General features: G+C 61.8%; 17 protein-coding genes. 5 read left to right on the plus strand and 12 right to left on the minus strand.

Going from position 1 to position 17,936, the window contains the following annotated elements; translation table 11 throughout:
* Nucleotides 1–80 precede the first annotated feature (80 nt).
* Nucleotides 81–794: a phosphonate metabolism transcriptional regulator PhnF gene (gene phnF, locus CBB63_RS01670; protein WP_286697898.1), complete on the plus strand. Its 714-nt coding sequence runs from the start codon at nt 81–83 to the stop codon at nt 792–794.
* A gap of 12 nt (nt 795–806) precedes the next feature.
* Here phnF and CBB63_RS01675 read toward each other — a convergent pair whose 3' ends face one another.
* The 8 genes from CBB63_RS01675 to CBB63_RS01710 all read right to left on the minus strand — a co-directional run bounded on the left by CBB63_RS01675 (nt 807) and on the right by CBB63_RS01710 (nt 8,261).
* On the minus strand, nt 807–1,421 hold the full coding sequence (locus CBB63_RS01675) for an LbetaH domain-containing protein (RefSeq protein ID WP_286697899.1): 615 nt from the start codon (nt 1,419–1,421) through the stop codon (nt 807–809).
* The gene (phnE, locus tag CBB63_RS01680; protein WP_286697900.1) at nt 1,421–2,719 is read right to left on the minus strand and encodes a phosphonate ABC transporter, permease protein PhnE; all 1,299 of its coding nucleotides are present in this window, start codon (nt 2,717–2,719) and stop codon (nt 1,421–1,423) included. The genes CBB63_RS01675 and phnE (CBB63_RS01680) overlap by 1 nt, the downstream gene beginning before the upstream one ends.
* Nucleotides 2,716–3,600, minus strand: a complete 885-nt coding sequence (gene phnE / locus CBB63_RS01685; RefSeq protein ID WP_286697901.1) for a phosphonate ABC transporter, permease protein PhnE — start codon at nt 3,598–3,600, stop codon at nt 2,716–2,718. The genes phnE (CBB63_RS01680) and phnE (CBB63_RS01685) overlap by 4 nt, the downstream gene beginning before the upstream one ends.
* Before the next feature lie 71 nt (nt 3,601–3,671).
* On the minus strand, nt 3,672–4,583 hold the full coding sequence (gene phnD / locus CBB63_RS01690; protein WP_286697902.1) for a phosphonate ABC transporter substrate-binding protein: 912 nt from the start codon (nt 4,581–4,583) through the stop codon (nt 3,672–3,674).
* 67 nt (nt 4,584–4,650) lie between these two features.
* The gene (gene phnC / locus CBB63_RS01695) at nt 4,651–5,460 is read right to left on the minus strand and encodes a phosphonate ABC transporter ATP-binding protein (RefSeq protein WP_286697903.1); all 810 of its coding nucleotides are present in this window, start codon (nt 5,458–5,460) and stop codon (nt 4,651–4,653) included.
* A gap of 99 nt (nt 5,461–5,559) precedes the next feature.
* Nucleotides 5,560–6,009: a dUTP diphosphatase gene (dut, locus tag CBB63_RS01700; protein WP_286697904.1), complete on the minus strand. Its 450-nt coding sequence runs from the start codon at nt 6,007–6,009 to the stop codon at nt 5,560–5,562.
* A gap of 64 nt (nt 6,010–6,073) precedes the next feature.
* The gene (gene coaBC, locus CBB63_RS01705) at nt 6,074–7,267 is read right to left on the minus strand and encodes a bifunctional phosphopantothenoylcysteine decarboxylase/phosphopantothenate--cysteine ligase CoaBC (RefSeq protein WP_286697905.1); all 1,194 of its coding nucleotides are present in this window, start codon (nt 7,265–7,267) and stop codon (nt 6,074–6,076) included.
* Between the two features lie 106 nt (nt 7,268–7,373).
* Entirely contained in the window at nt 7,374–8,261 is an 888-nt protein-coding gene (locus CBB63_RS01710; RefSeq protein WP_502695837.1) for an RNA polymerase factor sigma-32, read from the minus strand.
* A gap of 173 nt (nt 8,262–8,434) precedes the next feature.
* Between CBB63_RS01710 and CBB63_RS01715 the strand changes: the two genes are divergently transcribed.
* Together CBB63_RS01715 and CBB63_RS01720 are read left to right on the plus strand one after the other, a co-directional pair.
* Nucleotides 8,435–9,016 (plus strand): histidine phosphatase family protein, encoded by a 582-nt coding sequence (locus CBB63_RS01715; protein WP_286697907.1) that lies wholly within the window; start codon nt 8,435–8,437, stop codon nt 9,014–9,016.
* A gap of 120 nt (nt 9,017–9,136) precedes the next feature.
* The gene (locus CBB63_RS01720; protein WP_286697908.1) at nt 9,137–10,651 is read left to right on the plus strand and encodes a YifB family Mg chelatase-like AAA ATPase; all 1,515 of its coding nucleotides are present in this window, start codon (nt 9,137–9,139) and stop codon (nt 10,649–10,651) included.
* Here CBB63_RS01720 and CBB63_RS01725 read toward each other — a convergent pair.
* The 4 genes from CBB63_RS01725 to rsmI form a co-directional block, all read right to left on the minus strand.
* Nucleotides 10,617–11,534 (minus strand): alpha/beta hydrolase, encoded by a 918-nt coding sequence (locus CBB63_RS01725; protein ID WP_286697909.1) that lies wholly within the window; start codon nt 11,532–11,534, stop codon nt 10,617–10,619. The two genes, CBB63_RS01720 and CBB63_RS01725, sit on opposite strands and share 35 nt — an antisense overlap.
* Entirely contained in the window at nt 11,531–12,466 is a 936-nt protein-coding gene (gshB, locus tag CBB63_RS01730; protein WP_286697910.1) for a glutathione synthase, read from the minus strand. The genes CBB63_RS01725 and gshB overlap by 4 nt, the downstream gene beginning before the upstream one ends.
* Before the next feature lie 58 nt (nt 12,467–12,524).
* Nucleotides 12,525–13,001 carry a YraN family protein gene (locus CBB63_RS01735; protein ID WP_502695838.1) on the minus strand — a complete coding sequence of 159 codons (477 nt, stop codon included), beginning with the start codon at nt 12,999–13,001 and terminating at the stop codon, nt 12,525–12,527.
* Nucleotides 12,916–13,776, minus strand: coding sequence for a 16S rRNA (cytidine(1402)-2'-O)-methyltransferase (gene rsmI / locus CBB63_RS01740; RefSeq protein WP_286697912.1), 861 nt, complete (start codon nt 13,774–13,776; stop codon nt 12,916–12,918). The genes CBB63_RS01735 and rsmI overlap by 86 nt, the downstream gene beginning before the upstream one ends.
* 89 nt (nt 13,777–13,865) lie before the next feature.
* Between rsmI and CBB63_RS01745 the strand changes: the two genes are divergently transcribed.
* Both CBB63_RS01745 and CBB63_RS01750 read left to right on the plus strand, forming a co-directional pair.
* Nucleotides 13,866–15,050, plus strand: coding sequence for a penicillin-binding protein activator (locus CBB63_RS01745; RefSeq protein ID WP_286697913.1), 1,185 nt, complete (start codon nt 13,866–13,868; stop codon nt 15,048–15,050).
* Between the two features lie 13 nt (nt 15,051–15,063).
* Nucleotides 15,064–17,847, plus strand: a complete 2,784-nt coding sequence (locus tag CBB63_RS01750; RefSeq protein WP_286697914.1) for a [protein-PII] uridylyltransferase — start codon at nt 15,064–15,066, stop codon at nt 17,845–17,847.
* Nucleotides 17,848–17,936 lie beyond the last annotated feature (89 nt).

Raw genomic sequence — 17,936 nt, forward strand, 5'->3', positions numbered from 1 at the left:
CGAGTTGTCTATACAACTAGACAAATACTACCTGTGAGGCCGATCAGCGCCAAGCCCTCCTTTTGCGAAATATTTGTGACATGCCCCAACGCACCCCGATCTGGACCGCCATCGCCCATAGCCTGCGCAGCGACATCGCAGCGGGTGTCTATGGCCCCGACGACAAGCTGCCGACCGAAAGCGCGCTGGCGGCGCGGTTCGGGGTGAACCGGCATACGGTGCGGCACGCGATCAAGGCGCTGACCGACGAAGGGCTGGTGTTGCCGCGGCGCGGTGCGGGGGTGTTCGTGACCTCGACGCCCACCGATTACCCCATCGGCCGCCGCGTGCGGTTTCACCAGAACCTGTCGGCGCAGGGGCGGATGCCAAGCAAGGAGTTCCTGACGTTGGAAACCCGCACAGCGCGCCCCGAAGAAAGCGACGCACTTGCGCTGGCGCAGAACGCACANGTGCAGGTCTGCGAGGGGCTGNCCTTTGCNGACGGTCAGGTGATCGCNCTGTTTCGCAGCGTCTTCTCTGCCGCGCGCTTCCCCGANATGCTGGCGCATCTTGAACAGGCGCAATCGGTGACGGNGGCGCTGCGGCTCGGGGGCGTGACGGATTATACCCGCNCATCAACCCGCATCAACGCCAAGCTCGCCAGCGCCACCCAGGCGCTGCANCTNCGNGTGGCCGAGGGCGCGCCGATCTTGCGCACGATCAACCTGAATGTGGATGATCANGGGCAACCGCTGGAATACGGGCGCACGTGGTTNGCNGGGGACAAGGTGACCCTGACACTGGCAGATACCTGAAATCNCGTGGCGTTANTCGTANCGCTCCAGAAANGCCTCGGCTGACAGCGCGCGGAAATCATCCAGCGCGCGGTGCAAGGCNTCATGNGGCCANTCCCACCATGCCAGCGCCATCATCCGGTCAGCGATGCCCGCGCTGAACCGCGCCCGCAGCGGCACCGCNGGAATNCCCGCGACGATCATATAGGGGGCGACATCCTTGGTCACGATGGCCCCACCCGCGACNACCGCGCCGTGGCCGATCGTTACCTCTGGCCGCACCTGTGCGCCATTGCCAAGCCATGTGTCATGGCCAAGGGTAACGCGCCGGCTGCGGCGGTGTGCAAACCAAGCGTCATCGTCAGCCGCACCGTCAAAGTAGTCGCCCGCGCGGTAGTGAAAGTGATGCAGGCTGGCTTTTTCCATCGGGTGGTCTGTGGCCCCGATCCGCACATAGGCCGCGATGTTCGAGAATTTGCCCACGGTGGTGTTGGCAATGTCGGCGTAGCGGTCGCAATAGCTGTAATCGCCAAGCTGGCTNTGGGCGATCCGCGACCCGCGCCCGANCTCTGTATAGGCTCCGAATGTGGCATCTTTGATCTCGCAGTCGGGNTGGATGAAGGGGCNGTCGGCAGTCAGGCGCGGCATCAGTGACCGCCCTCGTCACCGTTGATCAGCTTGCGGCGCAACCAGCCCGAGAAACTGTCCATCGCCATGACCATGAGCACGATCAGCACGATATAATAGGTCACCTCTTCCCAGTCCTTCTGGGTGGCAATCGCCTGCGTCAGCAGCAGACCGATGCCGCCGCCGGTGATCGCCCCGATGATCGTCGCAGAGCGGGTGTTGGATTCAAGGAAATAGAGGACCTGGCTCAGCAGCACGGGCACGATCTGCGGCAGCACCCCAAAGCGGTAGCGTTGCAGCGGCTTGGCCCCGGTAGAGGCGATGCCTTCGATCTGTTTGCCGTCCACATTCTCCAGCGCTTCCGAGAACATCTTGCCGAAAGACCCTGTGTCGGTCAGCAGGATCGCCAAGGCTCCGGTCAGCGGCCCCGGCCCGAAGGCGCGCGACAGNACGATGGTCCAGATCAGCCCGTCGACACCGCGCAGGAAATCGAACATCCGCCGNGCNGCAAAGCGCAAGGANCGCAGCGGGGTAAAGTTCTTGGCCGCAAGAAACCCCAGCGGCANGGCGATGATCGCCGCGCCGAATGTGCCCAGAAAGGCCATCAGCAAAGTCTCGTAAAGCGCCCAGGCCACATCACTGTGCCGCCACATGCGGTTGGTCCAGAAGTCATGGAAGATCGCACCCGCTTCACCGCTGAACGCACGCCCCATCAGCGCGACCGGGCCCAGCCCGTGGTAGGGGCTGTCGAGCGTGAAAAAGAACAGCTCCCACCCGTAGTCGTATTTGAACACCTCGGTCCGGTTGCGGGTGATCGTCAGCCGCCCTGCCTCGGTGTTGATCATCACGCGGTTCTTGGACGCGCTGATATAGTCGGGNATGTCGCCGGGCGGGAATGTCGCCTGAACGCCGCGCTGCCCCGGCTCGGCCCTGACCGTGCCATAGCCCGGGATGTCATAGCTGACCTGCGGGCCAAAGGTCACGATATGACCGCCCCCCAGATCCGCGACAGGGCGATCCCCCAAGGTGACCCAATCGGGAGCCGTGCCGGCTTCATATGCGCCCTTACGCTCGCCTTCGATCGCGACGGAAAACGCGCCGTCGCGGTTATCCTGCGTGACATGGGTCTTGTAGCTATAGGCATCGGCCACCAGCGTGCGGGCATTGCCCACGTTGATCCGATCCCCCAGNCCCGGAATATCGAAGGCAAAGAAGATATAGACGAAATAGGCCAGAACGATCACGGGCAGCGCCAGCGCAGCCATCCGCTTGCGCGAGAAATGGACCATCGTCTGGGTNTGAAGGGCGGTCGCGGTCATAGGGTCACCTTTGCGCTCGGCAGGCCGTGGGTCAGACGGTTACGGAAAACNGAAGAAAGCTGGTCGACGATCACAATCGTCAGGAACAGCAGCAGGAAGATGGCAGCGGCCTCGTCGAATTTGCCCTGCCCCCAGCTCATGGTGTTGCGCAGGTCATAGCCGATGCCCCCTGCCCCGACGAAGCCAAGGATCGCAGAGGCGCGGATGTTGATCTCGAACCGCAGGAGCGCATAGCTGATGTAGTTCGGGGCCACCTGCGGGATCACGCCAAGCCACATGCGCTGGCTCCACCCCGCCCCGACAGAGGCAAGNCCCTCTACCGGTTTGAGNGATGCGTTTTCATTCACNTCCGAGAACAATTTACCCAAGGCACCGATGGTATGCAGCGCGATGGCGATCATCGCAGGNACCGGCCCGCCCCCCAGCAGAAAGATCAGCACCAGCGCGATGACAATCTCGGGNATGGCGCGCAGCAGATCCAATACGCGGCGCAAAGGGCCCACAAGCCACGGCACCGGAGCCAACCCGCGCGTGACCATCAGCGACAAGAACAGCCCGACCATCGCCCCCAGCAGGGTCGAGGCNGCGGCGATATTCACCGTCTCTATCAGCGAGGGCAGGTATTTCGCCATATAGCCGGGCAGCAGGTGCCCGCGTTCTANCGCTTCGCCGATCACATCNGCGGGGAAATCCAGAATATTCGGCAAGCCGTCCCAGAACCCGCCCGCATTGCGGTTGCCTGCGGTGTTAAATCCACCCACCAGCAGCGCTACGAAAAGGATCAGAAGCACCAGATTCATCCAGCGTTTTGATCGGGCCAGTGCCAGATAGTTTTCCTGAATCCCTGCCAGNTCNGGGTCGGTTTGCGATGTCGCGGTCATGGGAAGCCCTTACGTAAAAATGCTGGCCCCGATGCGGATCGGAGCCAGCGANAGTGCTTAAATCACTTGGATCAATTCGATTTTGCCTTGCGGGCTTCGATGATCGACACATAGGCGTCATGGGTNATCGGATCGAACCCAAGGCTGTCGCCCGCNGCCACGCCATAGGCGCAGTCGGGGTCGTTCTCGTACAGGTTGTCGACCAGCGCGGTCATCTTGTCTTTGACGTCCTGAGGCAGGCTGGTGCGCAGCACGACGGGGCCTTCAGGGATCGGCTTGGNACGCCAGATTTCCACCAGATCGTTCATATCGACCAGGCCTGCGTCCACGGCCTTGCGCAGCGCGCCGGAGTTGTAGCCGTCTTCCCAGTTGCCCTGACCATCAGCCCAGGTCACGCCTGCATCGATGTCGCCATTGTTGACCGCAACGATGGTCTGCTCGTGACCGCCGGTGAACTTGACCTCGCCAAAATACGCGCCGGANTCCATGGTGATCTCTTCGCCCATCTGGGGGATCTCGATCGACGGGATCAGATAGCCNGAGGTGGAGTTCGGNTCACCGAAACCAAAGACCTTGCCCTTGACGTCTTCAAGCTTGGTGATGCCGCTGTCGGCGCGGGCAAACCCGATGGAGTGGTAGCCATAGGACCCGTCCACGTTGATTTTCACCAGCACAGGCTCGACCGCTTCGGCGTCTTGCAGATACACNGCNGCATAGGNGGAAGCACCCAACCATGCCATGTCCAGCGTGCCACCCAGCAGACCCTGGATAACGCCGTTATAATCGGCAGGGGCGAACAGCTTGGTCGGGACGCCCAAGGCATCCTCGGTCATGGCGCGCATACATTCGTTCGAATTCATCCGGTCCTGCGCGTTCTCGCCGCCCAGAATACCGATGCGGAATTCGGAAATGGCTTCGGTTTGGGCNACAGCACCCGTCGCAAGGGCGGTCGTCGCGAAAGCAGCAGCAAGTAGTTTGTTCATCGGTCGTCTCTCTTTTTGCAGATAGGCCCCCGAGGATCGGAGGCTGGGGATGAAAAGATAATTGGGGTTATTGCGCCGCCACCGTTTCGGGACGGGCGGACAGCGTTTCGATCTGGGTCGATGTCGTTGCTTCGGAAAAGCTGGCATCCGCCCCGTAAATGTCGCGCGCCACACCGGTGGTCAGCTGCGCGGGCGTGCCGTCAAACACGATGCGCCCCTGCCGCATGCCGATCACGCGGTCGCAATAGCGNCGCGCGGTGTCCAGCGTGTGCAGGTTCGCGATCACCATGCGCCCGTCCTGTTCGTGGATNTCCCGCAGCGCCTGCATCACCAGCTGNGCGTTCATCGGATCAAGCGAGGCAATGGGTTCATCGGCCAGAATAATCGTGGGGTCCTGCATCAGCGCGCGCGCGATGGCGACACGTTGCTGCTGCCCGCCCGACAGGGCCTCGGCGCGTTTGGGAGCGTGCTCGGCAATGCCCAGACGGTCCAGAATATCGATGGCGCGGATGATGTCGTTCTCGGGGTAGAGGTTGAACATCGTCGCCAATGTCGACCGGCGGTTCAACGTGCCGTGCAGCACGTTCGANACCACATCCAGACGCGGCACCAGATTGAACTGCTGAAAGATCATCGCGCAATGGGATTGCCAGTCGCGCTTCTCGGCCCCACGCAGCTTGGTGATGTCGCGCCCGTTGACCAGAATCTCGCCCGAACTGGCAGGGGTCAGGCAGTTCATCATCCGCAGCAGCGTCGACTTACCGGCACCGGAACTGCCAATGATGCCAATCATCATCGGGCGGTCGACGGAAAAGCTCGCTGCGTGAACGGCTGTATTCGCGCCAAATGTTTTTGTGACGGCTTGAAGCTGAAGCATTCGGTTCCCCTTTTTTCGGGGAACCTAGGGCGGCATTAATTCACATTCGTTTCAGCTTTATGAAAGTTTCACGACAGCGGAACCTTTCACGATCCTAGTCTATTTCAGGCCGGTAGAGCCGAATCCGCCGTCCCCGCGCGTGGTATCGGACAANGCNTCNACCTCGACACAGGCGTATTGNTGAACCTGCGCAATAACAGCCTGCGCGATCCTATCCCCNTGCCGGATAACGAAAGGCNCATCCCCTACATAGTACAGCCCGACCNTCACCNCNCCGCGGTAATCCTCGTCCACNGTGCCGGGCGCATTGGGAATCAGAAACCCGTGCTTCAACGCCAGGCCCGACCGTGGCCGGATCTGCATCTCTGTCCCGCGCGGCAGCTCGACCGAGAACCCNATAGAGATCAGACTGATCTGCCCTTTTACAAATTCCATCGGCCCGTCNGGCAGAAAGGCCCGCAAATCCATNCCCGCCGCNCCGGCAGTGGCATAGGACGGCAGCGGCANATCNTCATTGCCGCTGACCCGTTTGAATTTGATCTCGCTCATCATCCGCTCCACCGCACNCGCGCTTTCCAAATGGTTTCAAATCCTCGCCGAAGGCAAGAAAACTCTAGCTCAACGCTTCTGCAATGCGCGCGGCCAACTTCTGTGCCACCTGATTCTTGCCCATACGCGGCCAGCTTTCGGCACCCGCATCCGTGATCAGGGTCACAGCATTTTCCGACCCTCCCATAATGCCTGTCGCCGGTGAGACATCATTCGCAACGATCCAGTCGCAGCCTTTGCGCAGCCGTTTNGCCGTGGCNTTTTCAACGACGTCATTCGTCTCGGCNGCAAAGCCCACGACCANCTTGGGCCGCCGCNCCCCCGCCGCGCTGACGGTTTTCAGAATATCGGGATTTTCNGCAAAGCTCAGTACCGGCAGCCCGTCTTTCGATTTCTTGAGCTTTCGATCACTGGCACTGGCCATGCGCCAGTCCGCCACCGCCGCGGCAAANACGCCTGCGTCGACGGGCAAGGCGGCCTCTACCGCCTCCTGCATCTGCTGCGCCGTTTGCACGCGGATCACCTCTACCCCGTCGGGCGGGGGCACGTCGGCAGGGCCAGTGACAAAGATCACCTGAGCCCCCAACGCCGCCAGCGCGCGCGCGATCGCTGTGCCCTGCGCGCCCGAGGACCGGTTCGCGATATAGCGGACAGGGTCAATCGGCTCATGCGTCGGGCCGGAGGTCACCAGAATACGTCGCCCCTTTAGCGGACCATCGGCCAGCTGCGCCTCGACCGCGGCGACGATCTCAAGCGGTTCAGACATGCGNCCGGGGCCGAATTCCCCGCAGGCCATATCNCCATCATTCGGGCCGACCACATGGATGCCATCACCGCGCAGGGTCGCAAGGTTGCGNTGCGTCGCGGGGTGGTCCCACATGCGCACGTTCATCGCCGGNGCNATCAGCACCGGCGTATCTGTCGCCAACAANAGGGTAGAGGCCAGATCATTCGCCACACCGCTCGCCATCTTGGCCATCAGATCCGCCGTGGCAGGGGCCACCACAACCAAATCCGCGACACGGCTTAGCTGGATATGCCCCATCTCGGCCTCGTCGCCCAAATCGAACAAGTCNCGATACAGCTTCTGCCCCGCCAACGCCGAAACNGANANNGGCGTCACAAATTCTTCGCCCGCGCGGGTCAGCACGGGCGTNACAGTNGCNCCGCGTTCGCGCAGGCGACGGATCAGATCAAGGGATTTGAAAGCGGCAATGCCGCCCCCGATTATCAGCAGAATATGTTTGCCAGCCAGCATGATCGCCCCCGTCGTCGGTNTTCGTCCCGACCATAGGGGGGCGGTTCATTTTCCGCCAGCCCGTTCCTGCGGCAGCGCGCGCAGACGCGGGATCATATCTGAGGGCTCACATCAGGAAGTGGCGCACCTCGGAGGATTGTGTCTCAAGCGTTTTGCGCATCTTGCCAAAGGCCGCGGCCTCCAGCTGGCGCACGCGTTCTTTCGACAGNCTCAGCTCGGCACCCAGACTTTCAAGCGTGCGTGGCTGGTCGCGCAGCTTGCGCTCGCGCACAATGAATTGTTCGCGTTCGTTCAGGGCCTGCATCGCCGACAACAGCCAGCTGCGCAACGTCAGCGTGTCGTGGCTTTCCTCGATACGTTCGGCGGCCTGCGCACTNTCATCGACCAGCGCGTCGATCCACTCGCGGCCCTCGTCCTCGGCGGATTGCGTCGCGTTCAACGAGAAGTCAGAGCCGGACAAACGCCCCTCCATCATCTCGACGTCATGCATCGGCACGCCAATCTCGGTAGANATCATCTGACGCAGCTGATGCTTGTCCAGGGTCTCGCCCGCGGCNTGGGCCTCNCGCTCAAGGCGTGCCTGTACGCGGCGCATGTTGAAGAACAGCGATTTCTGAGAGGACGTAGAGCCGGTGCGCACCATCGACCAGTTGCGCATGACGTGGTCCTGAATGCTCGCCTTGATCCACCAGACGGCATAGGTGGAAAAGCGCACCCCGCGGTCGGGGTCGAATTTGTCGGCAGCTTTCATCAGGCCCAATCCGGCCTCTTGGATCAGATCGTTCATCGACGCGCCATAGCGCTTGAATTTACCCGCCATCGAGATAGCTAGACGCATGTAAGCTGTGATCAGCCGNTGCAGCGCTTCCTCGTCGCGTTCGTCCCGCCAGGCATAGGCAAGCTTCAGTTCTGTCTCCGCATCCAAAAGCTCTGCTTTCATTGCGGTGCGGGTCAAAGAAAATTCACGTGATTGCGCCAGCGTCATGATGTCCATCCCTACTATTGAGGCACATCTGTCTGCGCCTTTTTCATCTAAACGCGGAAAACCGCCAGTTGGTTCACGCGGAATCGAAAAAGAATCGGCTTTTTTCCGCGCAGCTTGCTTTGACTTTGTGACAATGACGCTAAATAAATCGCAAACCACTGGGCGAATAAGGCGCGCTGATCATGACTATCTGGCATTGGGTGCGCCACGGCCCGACCCACGAGAAAAACTTTGTCGGCTGGCGCGATGTCCCTGCCGATCTGTCCGATGTCGCACAGCTCGGGCGGCTCAACGCGCATCTCCCGCAGAGGGCCGTGATGGTATCCTCGGACCTTATCCGCGCTTCTGCCACCGCCGATACGCTGGCCTCTGCCAGCCGCCTGCGCCTGCCCCATGACCGCGACCTGCGCGAGCTTGATTTCGGGCTGTGGGATGGCATGCACGCCCGCGATGTATCGCAAAGCCACCCCGAGCTCAGCCGCGCCTATTGGACCACACCGGGTGACATCGCCGCCCCCGAAGGCGAAAGCTGGAACGACGCGGCCCGCCGGATCAACACCGCCGTTGACCGGATCACACAGGCCCATCCGAACACAGATATCATCGCCGTGGCGCATTTCGGCGTGATCCTGACACAGGTCCAGCGCGCGCTTGGCGTGGATGCCCATGCCGCGATGGCCCATAAGATCGACAACCTGTCGGTCACGGATATACACATCACCCCGCAGGGGTGGGACATCGGCACCATCAACCATCAGGTCTGACGGCCCCGCCCCTACCTTCATTTTGCCAATTAAACTCAAATCCCGCGCTTTCCACGCCCGTTAACGCTTATTAAACACCCCCGCCCTACCCCTGAGGTATCGCAAGGCATCAGGGGTAGAATGGTCGCACGGGCATATACGGTCGCATTCCAGGGCATCGACGCGCGCATCGTCGAGGTGCAATGCGCGCTCTCTGCCGGTATGCCCGCCTTTTCAATCGTGGGCCTGCCCGACAAAGCGGTGTCGGAAGCGCGCGAAAGGGTCCGCGCCGCGCTTGGCGCGATGGCCATCGCCCTGCCCAGCAAACGGATCACGATCAACCTCAGCCCTGCCGACCTGCCTAAAGAAGGCAGCCATTTCGACCTGCCGATCGCGCTGGCCCTGCTGGGGGCGATCGATATCCTGCCGAATGATGTCATCCAAAGCACCGTCGCCTTGGGCGAACTGTCGCTGGACGGGAGCCTGATCCCCGTGATCGGCGCACTGCCTGCGGCGATGGCTGCGGCGGAAAACGGGCGTAGCCTTCTGTGCCCCGCTGCCTCTGGTGCCGAAGCGGCTTGGGTCGGCAATGCGCAGGTGATCGCGGCCCCCAGCCTCGGCGCGGTGGTGCGGCATTATACCGGCCAAACCCCGCTGCCGCCTGCCACCCCCGGCGAAGTCTCGCAAAGCCCCAGCCAGCATGACCTGCGTGATGTCAAAGGTCAGGAACGCGCCAAACGCGCCTTGGAAATCGCGGCCGCGGGACGCCATCACCTGATGTTTGTCGGCACGCCCGGCTCGGGTAAATCCATGCTGGCGGCGCGTTTGCCCTCCATCCTCCCCCCGCTGACCCCACAAGAGGCGCTCAGCACCTCTATGATCCACTCGCTTGCCGGGCTTCTGGATGATGGCGGCATCTCTCGTCTGCGCCCGTTCCGCGAACCGCACCACACGGCGTCTATGGCGGCGATCATTGGCGGTGGACGACTGGCCAAACCGGGAGAGGTCAGCCTTGCCCATAACGGCGTGCTGTTCATGGATGAATTCCCCGAATTCCCGCGCACCGTGCTGGAAACCCTGCGCCAGCCCGTTGAGACGGGCGAGGTGATGATCGCCCGCGCCAATGCACATGTGAAATACCCGTGCAAATTCATGCTCGTCGCCGCAGCGAACCCCTGCAAATGCGGCTATCTCAGCGATCCATCCCGCGCCTGCAGCAAAGCCCCCGCTTGCGGTGAGGATTATATGAACCGCGTTTCAGGCCCGCTGCGTGACCGCTTCGACCTGCGCATAGATGTGCCGCCCGTGGGCTATACCGACCTCGACCTGCCCCCCAGTGCGGAAGGCTCGGCGGAAGTCGCCCAAAGGGTGCAAGCCGCACGCCGCCGCCAGCACGACCGGTTTGCCGACCATCCCACAGCGGCCCTGAACGCAGATGCCGAAGGGGACCTACTGGAACAGATCGCCGCCCCGGATACGGAGGCGCGGCACCTGCTGTCCCGCGCGGCAGAGCGGTTTCACCTATCGGCGCGTGGGTATCACAGGGTATTGCGTGTGGCGCGCACCATCGCGGATCTGGACGGGGCTGGCGACGTGCGCAAACCGCATCTGGCCGAAGCGCTCAGCTTTCGGTTGCCGTCGGTGGCAGTTGCGTGATCCAGCGCGCCAATGCGTCCAGCGTGACCCGTGCTTCGGGCAGGGTATTGTGGAAGATCGGCCAGACGTGGGGCAGGTCATGCTCCTCTTCCAACGACGCGCTAACACCTTGATCCCGCAAATGCGCTGCCATCCGGCGCGCGTCATCGCGTAAAATCTCTATGGACCCGACGGTGATCCAGACTGGCGGCGCCCCCGGATAGGTCGCAAGCAAGGGGCTTATATCAGGATCTCGGGGGTCGGCACCGGCCAGATACATCTCTGCCATAAGACCGGCCTGCGCGGCGGGCAATACGGCCTCTCGTGCCGCATTCTCGCGGAAGCTGNCCCCCTCGTGCAGAAAATCGGTCAGCGGTGAAAAGGCAAAAAGCGCGCGCGGCAGGGGGCCACTGCCTGCACAAAGCCGGCTAAGCAGATTGAACGCCAGCGCGCCGCCAGCGCTATCGCCGCCGACAATGATATTCTGCGCCGACACACCGCTGTCGAGCAACGCCTGATAGGCCGTGGCGACATCTTCGATTGCGGCGGGAAACGGCGCTTCGGGGGCAAGACGATAGTAGGGCAATACCGCCACAGCCCCCAGACGCTGCGCCAAGGCCCCCAGCATCGCCCCGTGGGTATCGGGGCTGCCAAACACGAAACCNCCCCCATGAATGTAAAAGATCACCAGATCAGAGCGTGTCTGCGCAGGGGTCACCCGCAGAACCTCGCCCGCNCCAACCAAGCGGCTGCGGGTGATCTGGGTGCNGCGCGGTGCNCGAAACAGCAGCCGNGCGGNTTTCGCGAAATCACGACGTATCTNGAGCACGTCGCGCGTGCGCGCCAGCTTGCGCTTCTCTACCAAACGTAAATAGCCGTTCAGCAGAGGGCGCAGCAAGCTCATGCGCGCTTACGCTCGATCGCTTCCCATATCTTGGCCGCGATATTGGTGCCGTCGAAACGTTCCAGTTCTTGTATGCCCGTGGGGGAGGTCACGTTGATCTCTGTCAGATAGTCGCCAATGACATCGATGCCGACGAAAATCTGCCCTTTCTCGCGTAGCAACGGGCCGATGGCGGCGCAAATTTCAAGGTCACGCTCTGTCAGGCCGACCTTCTCGGGGCGGCCGCCCACATGCATGTTCGACCGGGTTTCCCCCTCTGCCGGGACNCGGTTGATGGCCCCGACGGCTTCGCCATCCACCAGGATCACCCGTTTATCGCCCTTGGACACAGCCGGCAGGAATTTCTGTACGATCAACGGCTCGCGCGAGAAACCGGTGAACAGTTCGTGCAAAGAGCTGAGGTTGCGATCATTCGTGTCCAGACGGAAGACACCCGCGCCCCCGTTCCCGTATAGTGGCTTGAGGATGACATCCTTATGTTTCGCCTTGAACGCTTTGATCGTGTCCAGATCACGGGCGATGGTGGTCGGCGGGGTCAGCTGCGGGAAATCGAGCACCANCAGTTTTTCGGGGTAGTTCCGCACCCAGAACGGGTCATTCACCACCAGCGTTGTCTCTTTCAGACGGTCCAGCAAATGGGTCGAGGTGATNTAATGCATGTCGAACGGCGGATCCTGCCGCAGCCAGACCACGTCGAAATCCGNCAGATCAACCTCGCGTTCAGGCCCCAAGGTGGCGTGATCGCCCNGTACCCNCTGCACGGTCAGATCATGACCCCGTGCGGTTATNCGCCCCTCTTGATAGGCGAGGTGATCGGGGGTGTAGTAGAAAAGCGCGTGCCCGCGCGCCTGTGCTTCCTCGGCCAGGCGAAAGCTGCTGTCCGCGTTGATNTTCACGTCCCCGATCGGGTCCATCTGAAAGGCGATTTTCATAAGGGGTCTCCCTGTTGTTCCTTTCTAGATGGCGCAGCAGGGCGTGGGGTGCAATGGGTCAGTCGTGCCCGAAGGCGTTTTCAAGGATCCGCAGGTCACCGGTTTGATCGACCAACGCCACGTCAAACCGCACGTCCGTCAGCGCGCCTTTGGGTTCGCCGCCAATGAATTCTTCGGCGGANCGATAGATACGGCGCATNTGTTTCCGGTTCAGACGCTGCAGNGCGCTGTCATGGCTTTTGCTTTTCTTCACTTCGACAAAGACGATCCCGTCGCCGTCGCGCATGATCAGATCAATTTCGCCCGCCTTACCGCGCCACCGTTCATGTGCCAGATCAAAGCCGCGGCGGCGGTAGTCATCCGAGACCTGCAGTTCAGCCGCACGACCTGCGTGATAGGAAACAGCCCCTTGAACGGATTTCGCCANTGTCGTCAGTGTGTCGGTCATCTTAGGTTTCTTTCCCCAGTTCCAATGCCGCCTGATACACCTGTCGGCGCGGCACATCATATGCCTGCGCCACCATATCGACGGCATCGCGCATCGAATTCGTTTCCAATGCGTTCGCAAGGTCAGAGGTTAGATCACTTTCGCTAACAGCCGGTAAACGCCCGCGATCAATCAGCACAACAATCTCGCCCTTCGGGGCTTTACCGCTGTAGTGTTCGGTCAACTCATCNAGNGTACCGCGCTGAATTTCTTCGAACTTCTTGGTCAGCTCGCGACAGACAGCCGCCGGACGTTCCCCGCCCAGCGCCTGTGCGGCATCGCGCAGCATCGCCCCCACCCGCTTGGGTGATTCGTAGAAAACCAGCGTGCCTTGCACCTCTTTCAACTTTTGCAGCGCCGTGAGCCNTGCGCCTTTCGCATTGGGCAGGAACCCTGCGAAAAAGAAGGCATCCGTCGGCAGCCCTGCCAAAGCCAGCGCGGTCAGNACCGCCGAGGGGCCCGGGGCGCAGGTCAGCATNAGCCCTGCNTCGCCCACACCGCGGGACAGTTCGAACCCCGGATCCGCGATCAGCGGCATGCCAGCCTCAGAGGCATAGGCGACGGATTGCCCATCGCGGATCGCGGCGACAAGCTTGTCCTGCACGCCACTGCCCGAATGGTCGTGCANCGCCACAATCTGCCGCCCGTNGAGAGGCACCCCNTGGATATCCATCAACTTACGCAGGCTCCGCGTGTCTTCCGCCGCCAGCACATCAGCCGAGGCCAGCACGTCGAGCGCCCGCAAGGTTATGTCGCGGGCAGAGCCGATCGGCACCCCGACAAAGTAAAGCCCCGCCGCAAGGGGAATCTTTTGGTAATTCAAGCTGGACCCGCCTTTCGCACCCTCTATGATCAGTGCATATGTCCCCGGGGCCATCGCCGCCGACCTGCCACCAATGGAGTGACACTGTTATGATCGCTGTTTTCAACATCCTTCGCAAGCCACTGCGGCTTTTGATCCTGCCACTGATCGCATTGGCGCTTGCCGCCTGTGAACCTGTGGCGATGACCAATATGAACGGGTCCAAGGGCCCCAAAGTCGACTCGAGCAAACCTATTCCGGTGGCCTTGCTGATCCCGCGNGGCGGTTCNGCGGCAGATAACCTGCTGGCGCAAGAACTTGAGAACGCCGCGCGTCTGGCGATCCGCGATCTGGGCGGCGTGCAGATTGACCTGCGGGTCTATGGCACGGGCGGCAATGCTGGCACTGCCGGCACCGCGGCGGCNCAGGCNGTCACCGACGGGGCNCAGATCATTCTGGGGCCGCTTTATGGCGAGGCCGCAAATGCGGCGGGCAACGCGGTTGCCGCGCAGGGCGTGAATGTCCTGTCCTTCTCGAACAACCCAAGCATCGCGGGCGGCAATGTCTTTGTGCTGGGTCAGAACTTTAACGACACCTCCAACCGTCTGGTCCGCTACGCCAAGAGCAACGGAAAAGACAAGATCCTCGTACTGCACGGTCAGGATCTGGCCGGCCAGCTGGGCCGCGATGCCATCCTCAAGGCGATTGCCGCAAACGGGGCGACCTCTGCCGGTACGGTTGATTACGCGCTGAGCCAAGAAGCCGTAATGTCTGCCGTGCCGCGCGTGAAAGCTGCCGTAGAAAGCAACGGGGCGAATGCGGTCTTCCTGACGACATCCTCGGCCAGTGCGCTGCCGCTTTTCGCACAGATGCTGCCAGAGGCAGGGATCAGCGGTGCCACCACGCAGTANATCGGTCTGACCCGCTGGGACATCCCGCCNCAAACGCTGGCCCTGCCCGGCGTGCAAGGTGGCTGGTTCGCCCTGCCCGATCCCGGTGCGACAACCGCATTTTCGCAGCGCTATGCCGCAGCCTATGGCGACACACCNGGCCCGATCGCTGGTCTGGCCTTTGACGGGATCGCNGCCGTGGGGGCCTTGGCGAAATCCGGCAAATCCGACGCGTTGTCCGCGGCACGNCTGACCCANGGCGCGGGCTTCCGCGGGGCGAGCGGCGTGTTCCGCCTCAAGGCGGACGGCACCGCCGAACGCGGCCTTGCCATTGCCACGATCCGCAACCAGCAGGTCGTCATCATCAGCCCTGCCCCCCAAGCCTTTGGCGGGGCCGGTTTCTAAGGGACCGCCTTTTGTGAAACCCCTTGTTGCACCAGCAGAATCAGGTGAGGCCACCGCGCGTCACCTGATCAGCACCCCCAAACGCATCTTTGACGAAGCGGCTGTTTCCGCCGCGCTCAAGGACGTGCTGGACGGTTTGACCGATCCGGCAGAGATTCAGGCCGCNGCCGTCGCCGTTCTGCAAGACGCGCAAAAGAACGGGCGCGCCGAAATCGCCCGCGCCTTTGCGGCGTCACCCTTCAACGCGCGCCCCATGACGTCGGCCTATTGCTACCTCACAGATCAGCTTGTCCGCACGACCCTGCAGATCGCCGGACAACGGCTCCACNCGATTGANACGCTTGGCCCGAACGACCGGCTCGCCGTGATCGGCGTCGGCGGGTATGGCCGCGGAGAGATGGCCCCCTATTCCGATGTGGACCTGCTGTTCCTCATCCCCCAAACGCCCAGCCAGCGCACTGAAAACCTGATCGAATCCATGCTCTACATGCTATGGGATCTCAAGTTGAAGGTCGGCCATTCCACCCGCACCATCCGCGACTGCGTGACCCTTGGCCGCGAGGATTTTACGATCCAGACNGCCCTGCTGGAGCACCGCTTTATCGCCGCCGATGTGGCTNTGGCGCAGGATCTGGATGAAACGCTCAAGACCGATCTTTTTGCAGGCACCGGNCGCAGCTTTATCGAAGCCAAGCTGGAGGAACGCGACGCNCGGCACCGCAAGCANGGTCTNCGTTATGTGGTGGAACCCAACGTCAAAGAGGCCAAGGGCGGCTTGCGCGATCTGCAATCGTTGTTCTGGATCGCCAAACATATNTACAGCGTCGAACATGCCGCCGATCTTGTCGACCGCGGCGTGTTTCTGGAGGAAGAATTCAAGACCTTNGTCGCGGCCGAGAATTTTCTTTGGGCGGTACGCGGNCACCTGCACCTCATTTCAGGACGCGCGACCGAACAGTTGACCTTTGACATGCAGGTCGCCGTGGCCGAGGCGATGGGATACCGCGACACGCGGGGCCGCCGCGGGGTCGAGGTGTTCATGCAGGCCTATTTCCGCCACGCCACCGAAGTGGGNGAGCTGACGCGCATCTTCCTCACCAAGCTCGAAGCCTTGCACGTCAAGGCGGAACCNCTGCTCGAACGTATCTTTCGCCGTCGCCCCAAGCTGCGGGNCGGCTATGAGGTCGTGGGCGGGCGGCTGGCNGTCACCGATGGCAAGGCGTTTATCAGCGACAAGCTGAACCTGCTGCGCATCTTCGAAGAGGCATTGCGCACCGGCATGTTGATCCACCCCGATGCGATGCGTCTGGTCAAAGCGAACCTCGCCCTGATCGACGACGACATGCGCAACACGCCCGAAGCGCGGCGGATCTTCCTTGATCTGATGCTGAAACACGGCAACCCCGAACGCGGCCTGCGCCGGATGAACGAACTGGGCGTGCTGTCGGCCTTCATCCCCGAGTTTGAGCCNATCGTGGCGATGATGCAGTTCAACATGTANCACAGCTANACGGTGGACGAGCATACGATCCAGTGNATCACAAACCTTGCCCTGATCGAGAAGGGCGAGCTGGAAGAAGACCTGCCCGTCGCCTCCTCGATCCTGCAACGTGGGGTGAACCGCAAGGTGCTATATGTGGCTCTCTTGCTGCATGATATCGCCAAGGGCCGCCCCGAAGACCATTCGATCCTCGGGGCCCAAATGGCCCGCAAGATCGCGCCCCGTCTGGGCCTGAACAAGGCCGAGGTCGACACGGTCGAATGGCTGGTCCGCTACCACCTGCTGATGTCGGATATGGCGCAAAAACGCGATATTTCCGATCCGCGCACCGTGCGGGACTTTGCCAAGGCNGTGCAGACCGTCAAACGGCTTGATCTGCTGTGTGTGCTGACCGTCTGCGATATCCGCGGCGTCGGCCCGAACACNTGGAACAACTGGAAAGCCGTGCTGATCCGNGGGCTCTACCGGCAAACCAAACGCGCGCTTGAAACCGGNCTCGAAGACCTCAACCGCGAGAACCGCGGCGCGGGNGCCAAAAAGGCCCTGCGTGCGGCCCTTGCCCATTGGCCGCGCAAGGATCTTCAGGCCGANACCGCACGCCACTACCCGCCCTATTGGCAGGGGCTTCATACGGCNTCGCAGGTGGTATTCGCCGAACAGCTCCGCGATATTCAGGACGGTGAAATCCGCATTGACCTGCATCCTGACGATGACCGCGACGCCACCCGCGCCTGCTTTGTCATGGCNGACCACCCGGGCATCTTTGCACGGCTCGCCGGTGCGCTGGCGCTGGTCGGGGCCAATGTCGTCGATGCCCGCAGCTATACCACCAAGGACGGCTGGGTGACCGATGCGTTCTGGATNCAGGACGCCGAGGGCAACCCCTACGACGTCTCGCGCCTNCCACGGCTGCGGCAGATGATCTCCAAGACGCTCAAGGGTGAAATTCTGGCCCGCGATGCGCTGAAATCCCGCGACAAGGTGAAAAAGCGCGAGAAAGTGTTCAAGGTGCCCACGCATATCACCTTTGATAACGAAGGCTCCGAGATCTACACGATTATCGAGGTGGATACCCGCGACCGCCCCGGNCTGCTCTATGACCTCACGCGGTCGCTGTCTGAATCCAACGTCTATATCGCCAATGCGGTGATCGCGACCTATGGCGAACAGGTNGTCGATACCTTCTACGTCAAGGATATGTTCGGGTTGAAATACTATACTGAAAGCAAGCAGAAGACGCTCGAGAAACGGTTGCGNGCGGCGATCATCGACGGNGTNGCNCGGGCNCAGGACTGACATCGGCGCTTTCGCGCGGGCATGACGGCTGTGTTCGCATTTCCCTGATTGCGCAGTGCGGCGCCAACNGCTAGGCCATTTGCACCGCA

This window comes from Sulfitobacter sp. TMED3, assembly GCF_002167505.1.
Classification (GTDB): Bacteria; Pseudomonadota; Alphaproteobacteria; order Rhodobacterales; family Rhodobacteraceae; genus Sulfitobacter; species Sulfitobacter pontiacus.

Coding starts and splice junctions, on each gene's coding strand:
- CBB63_RS01720 (WP_286697908.1), top strand. CDS start 9,137: ATGGTCGCACGGGCATATACGGTCGCATTCCAGGGCATCGACGCGCGC.
- CBB63_RS01715 (WP_286697907.1), top strand. CDS start 8,435: ATGACTATCTGGCATTGGGTGCGCCACGGCCCGACCCACGAGAAAAAC.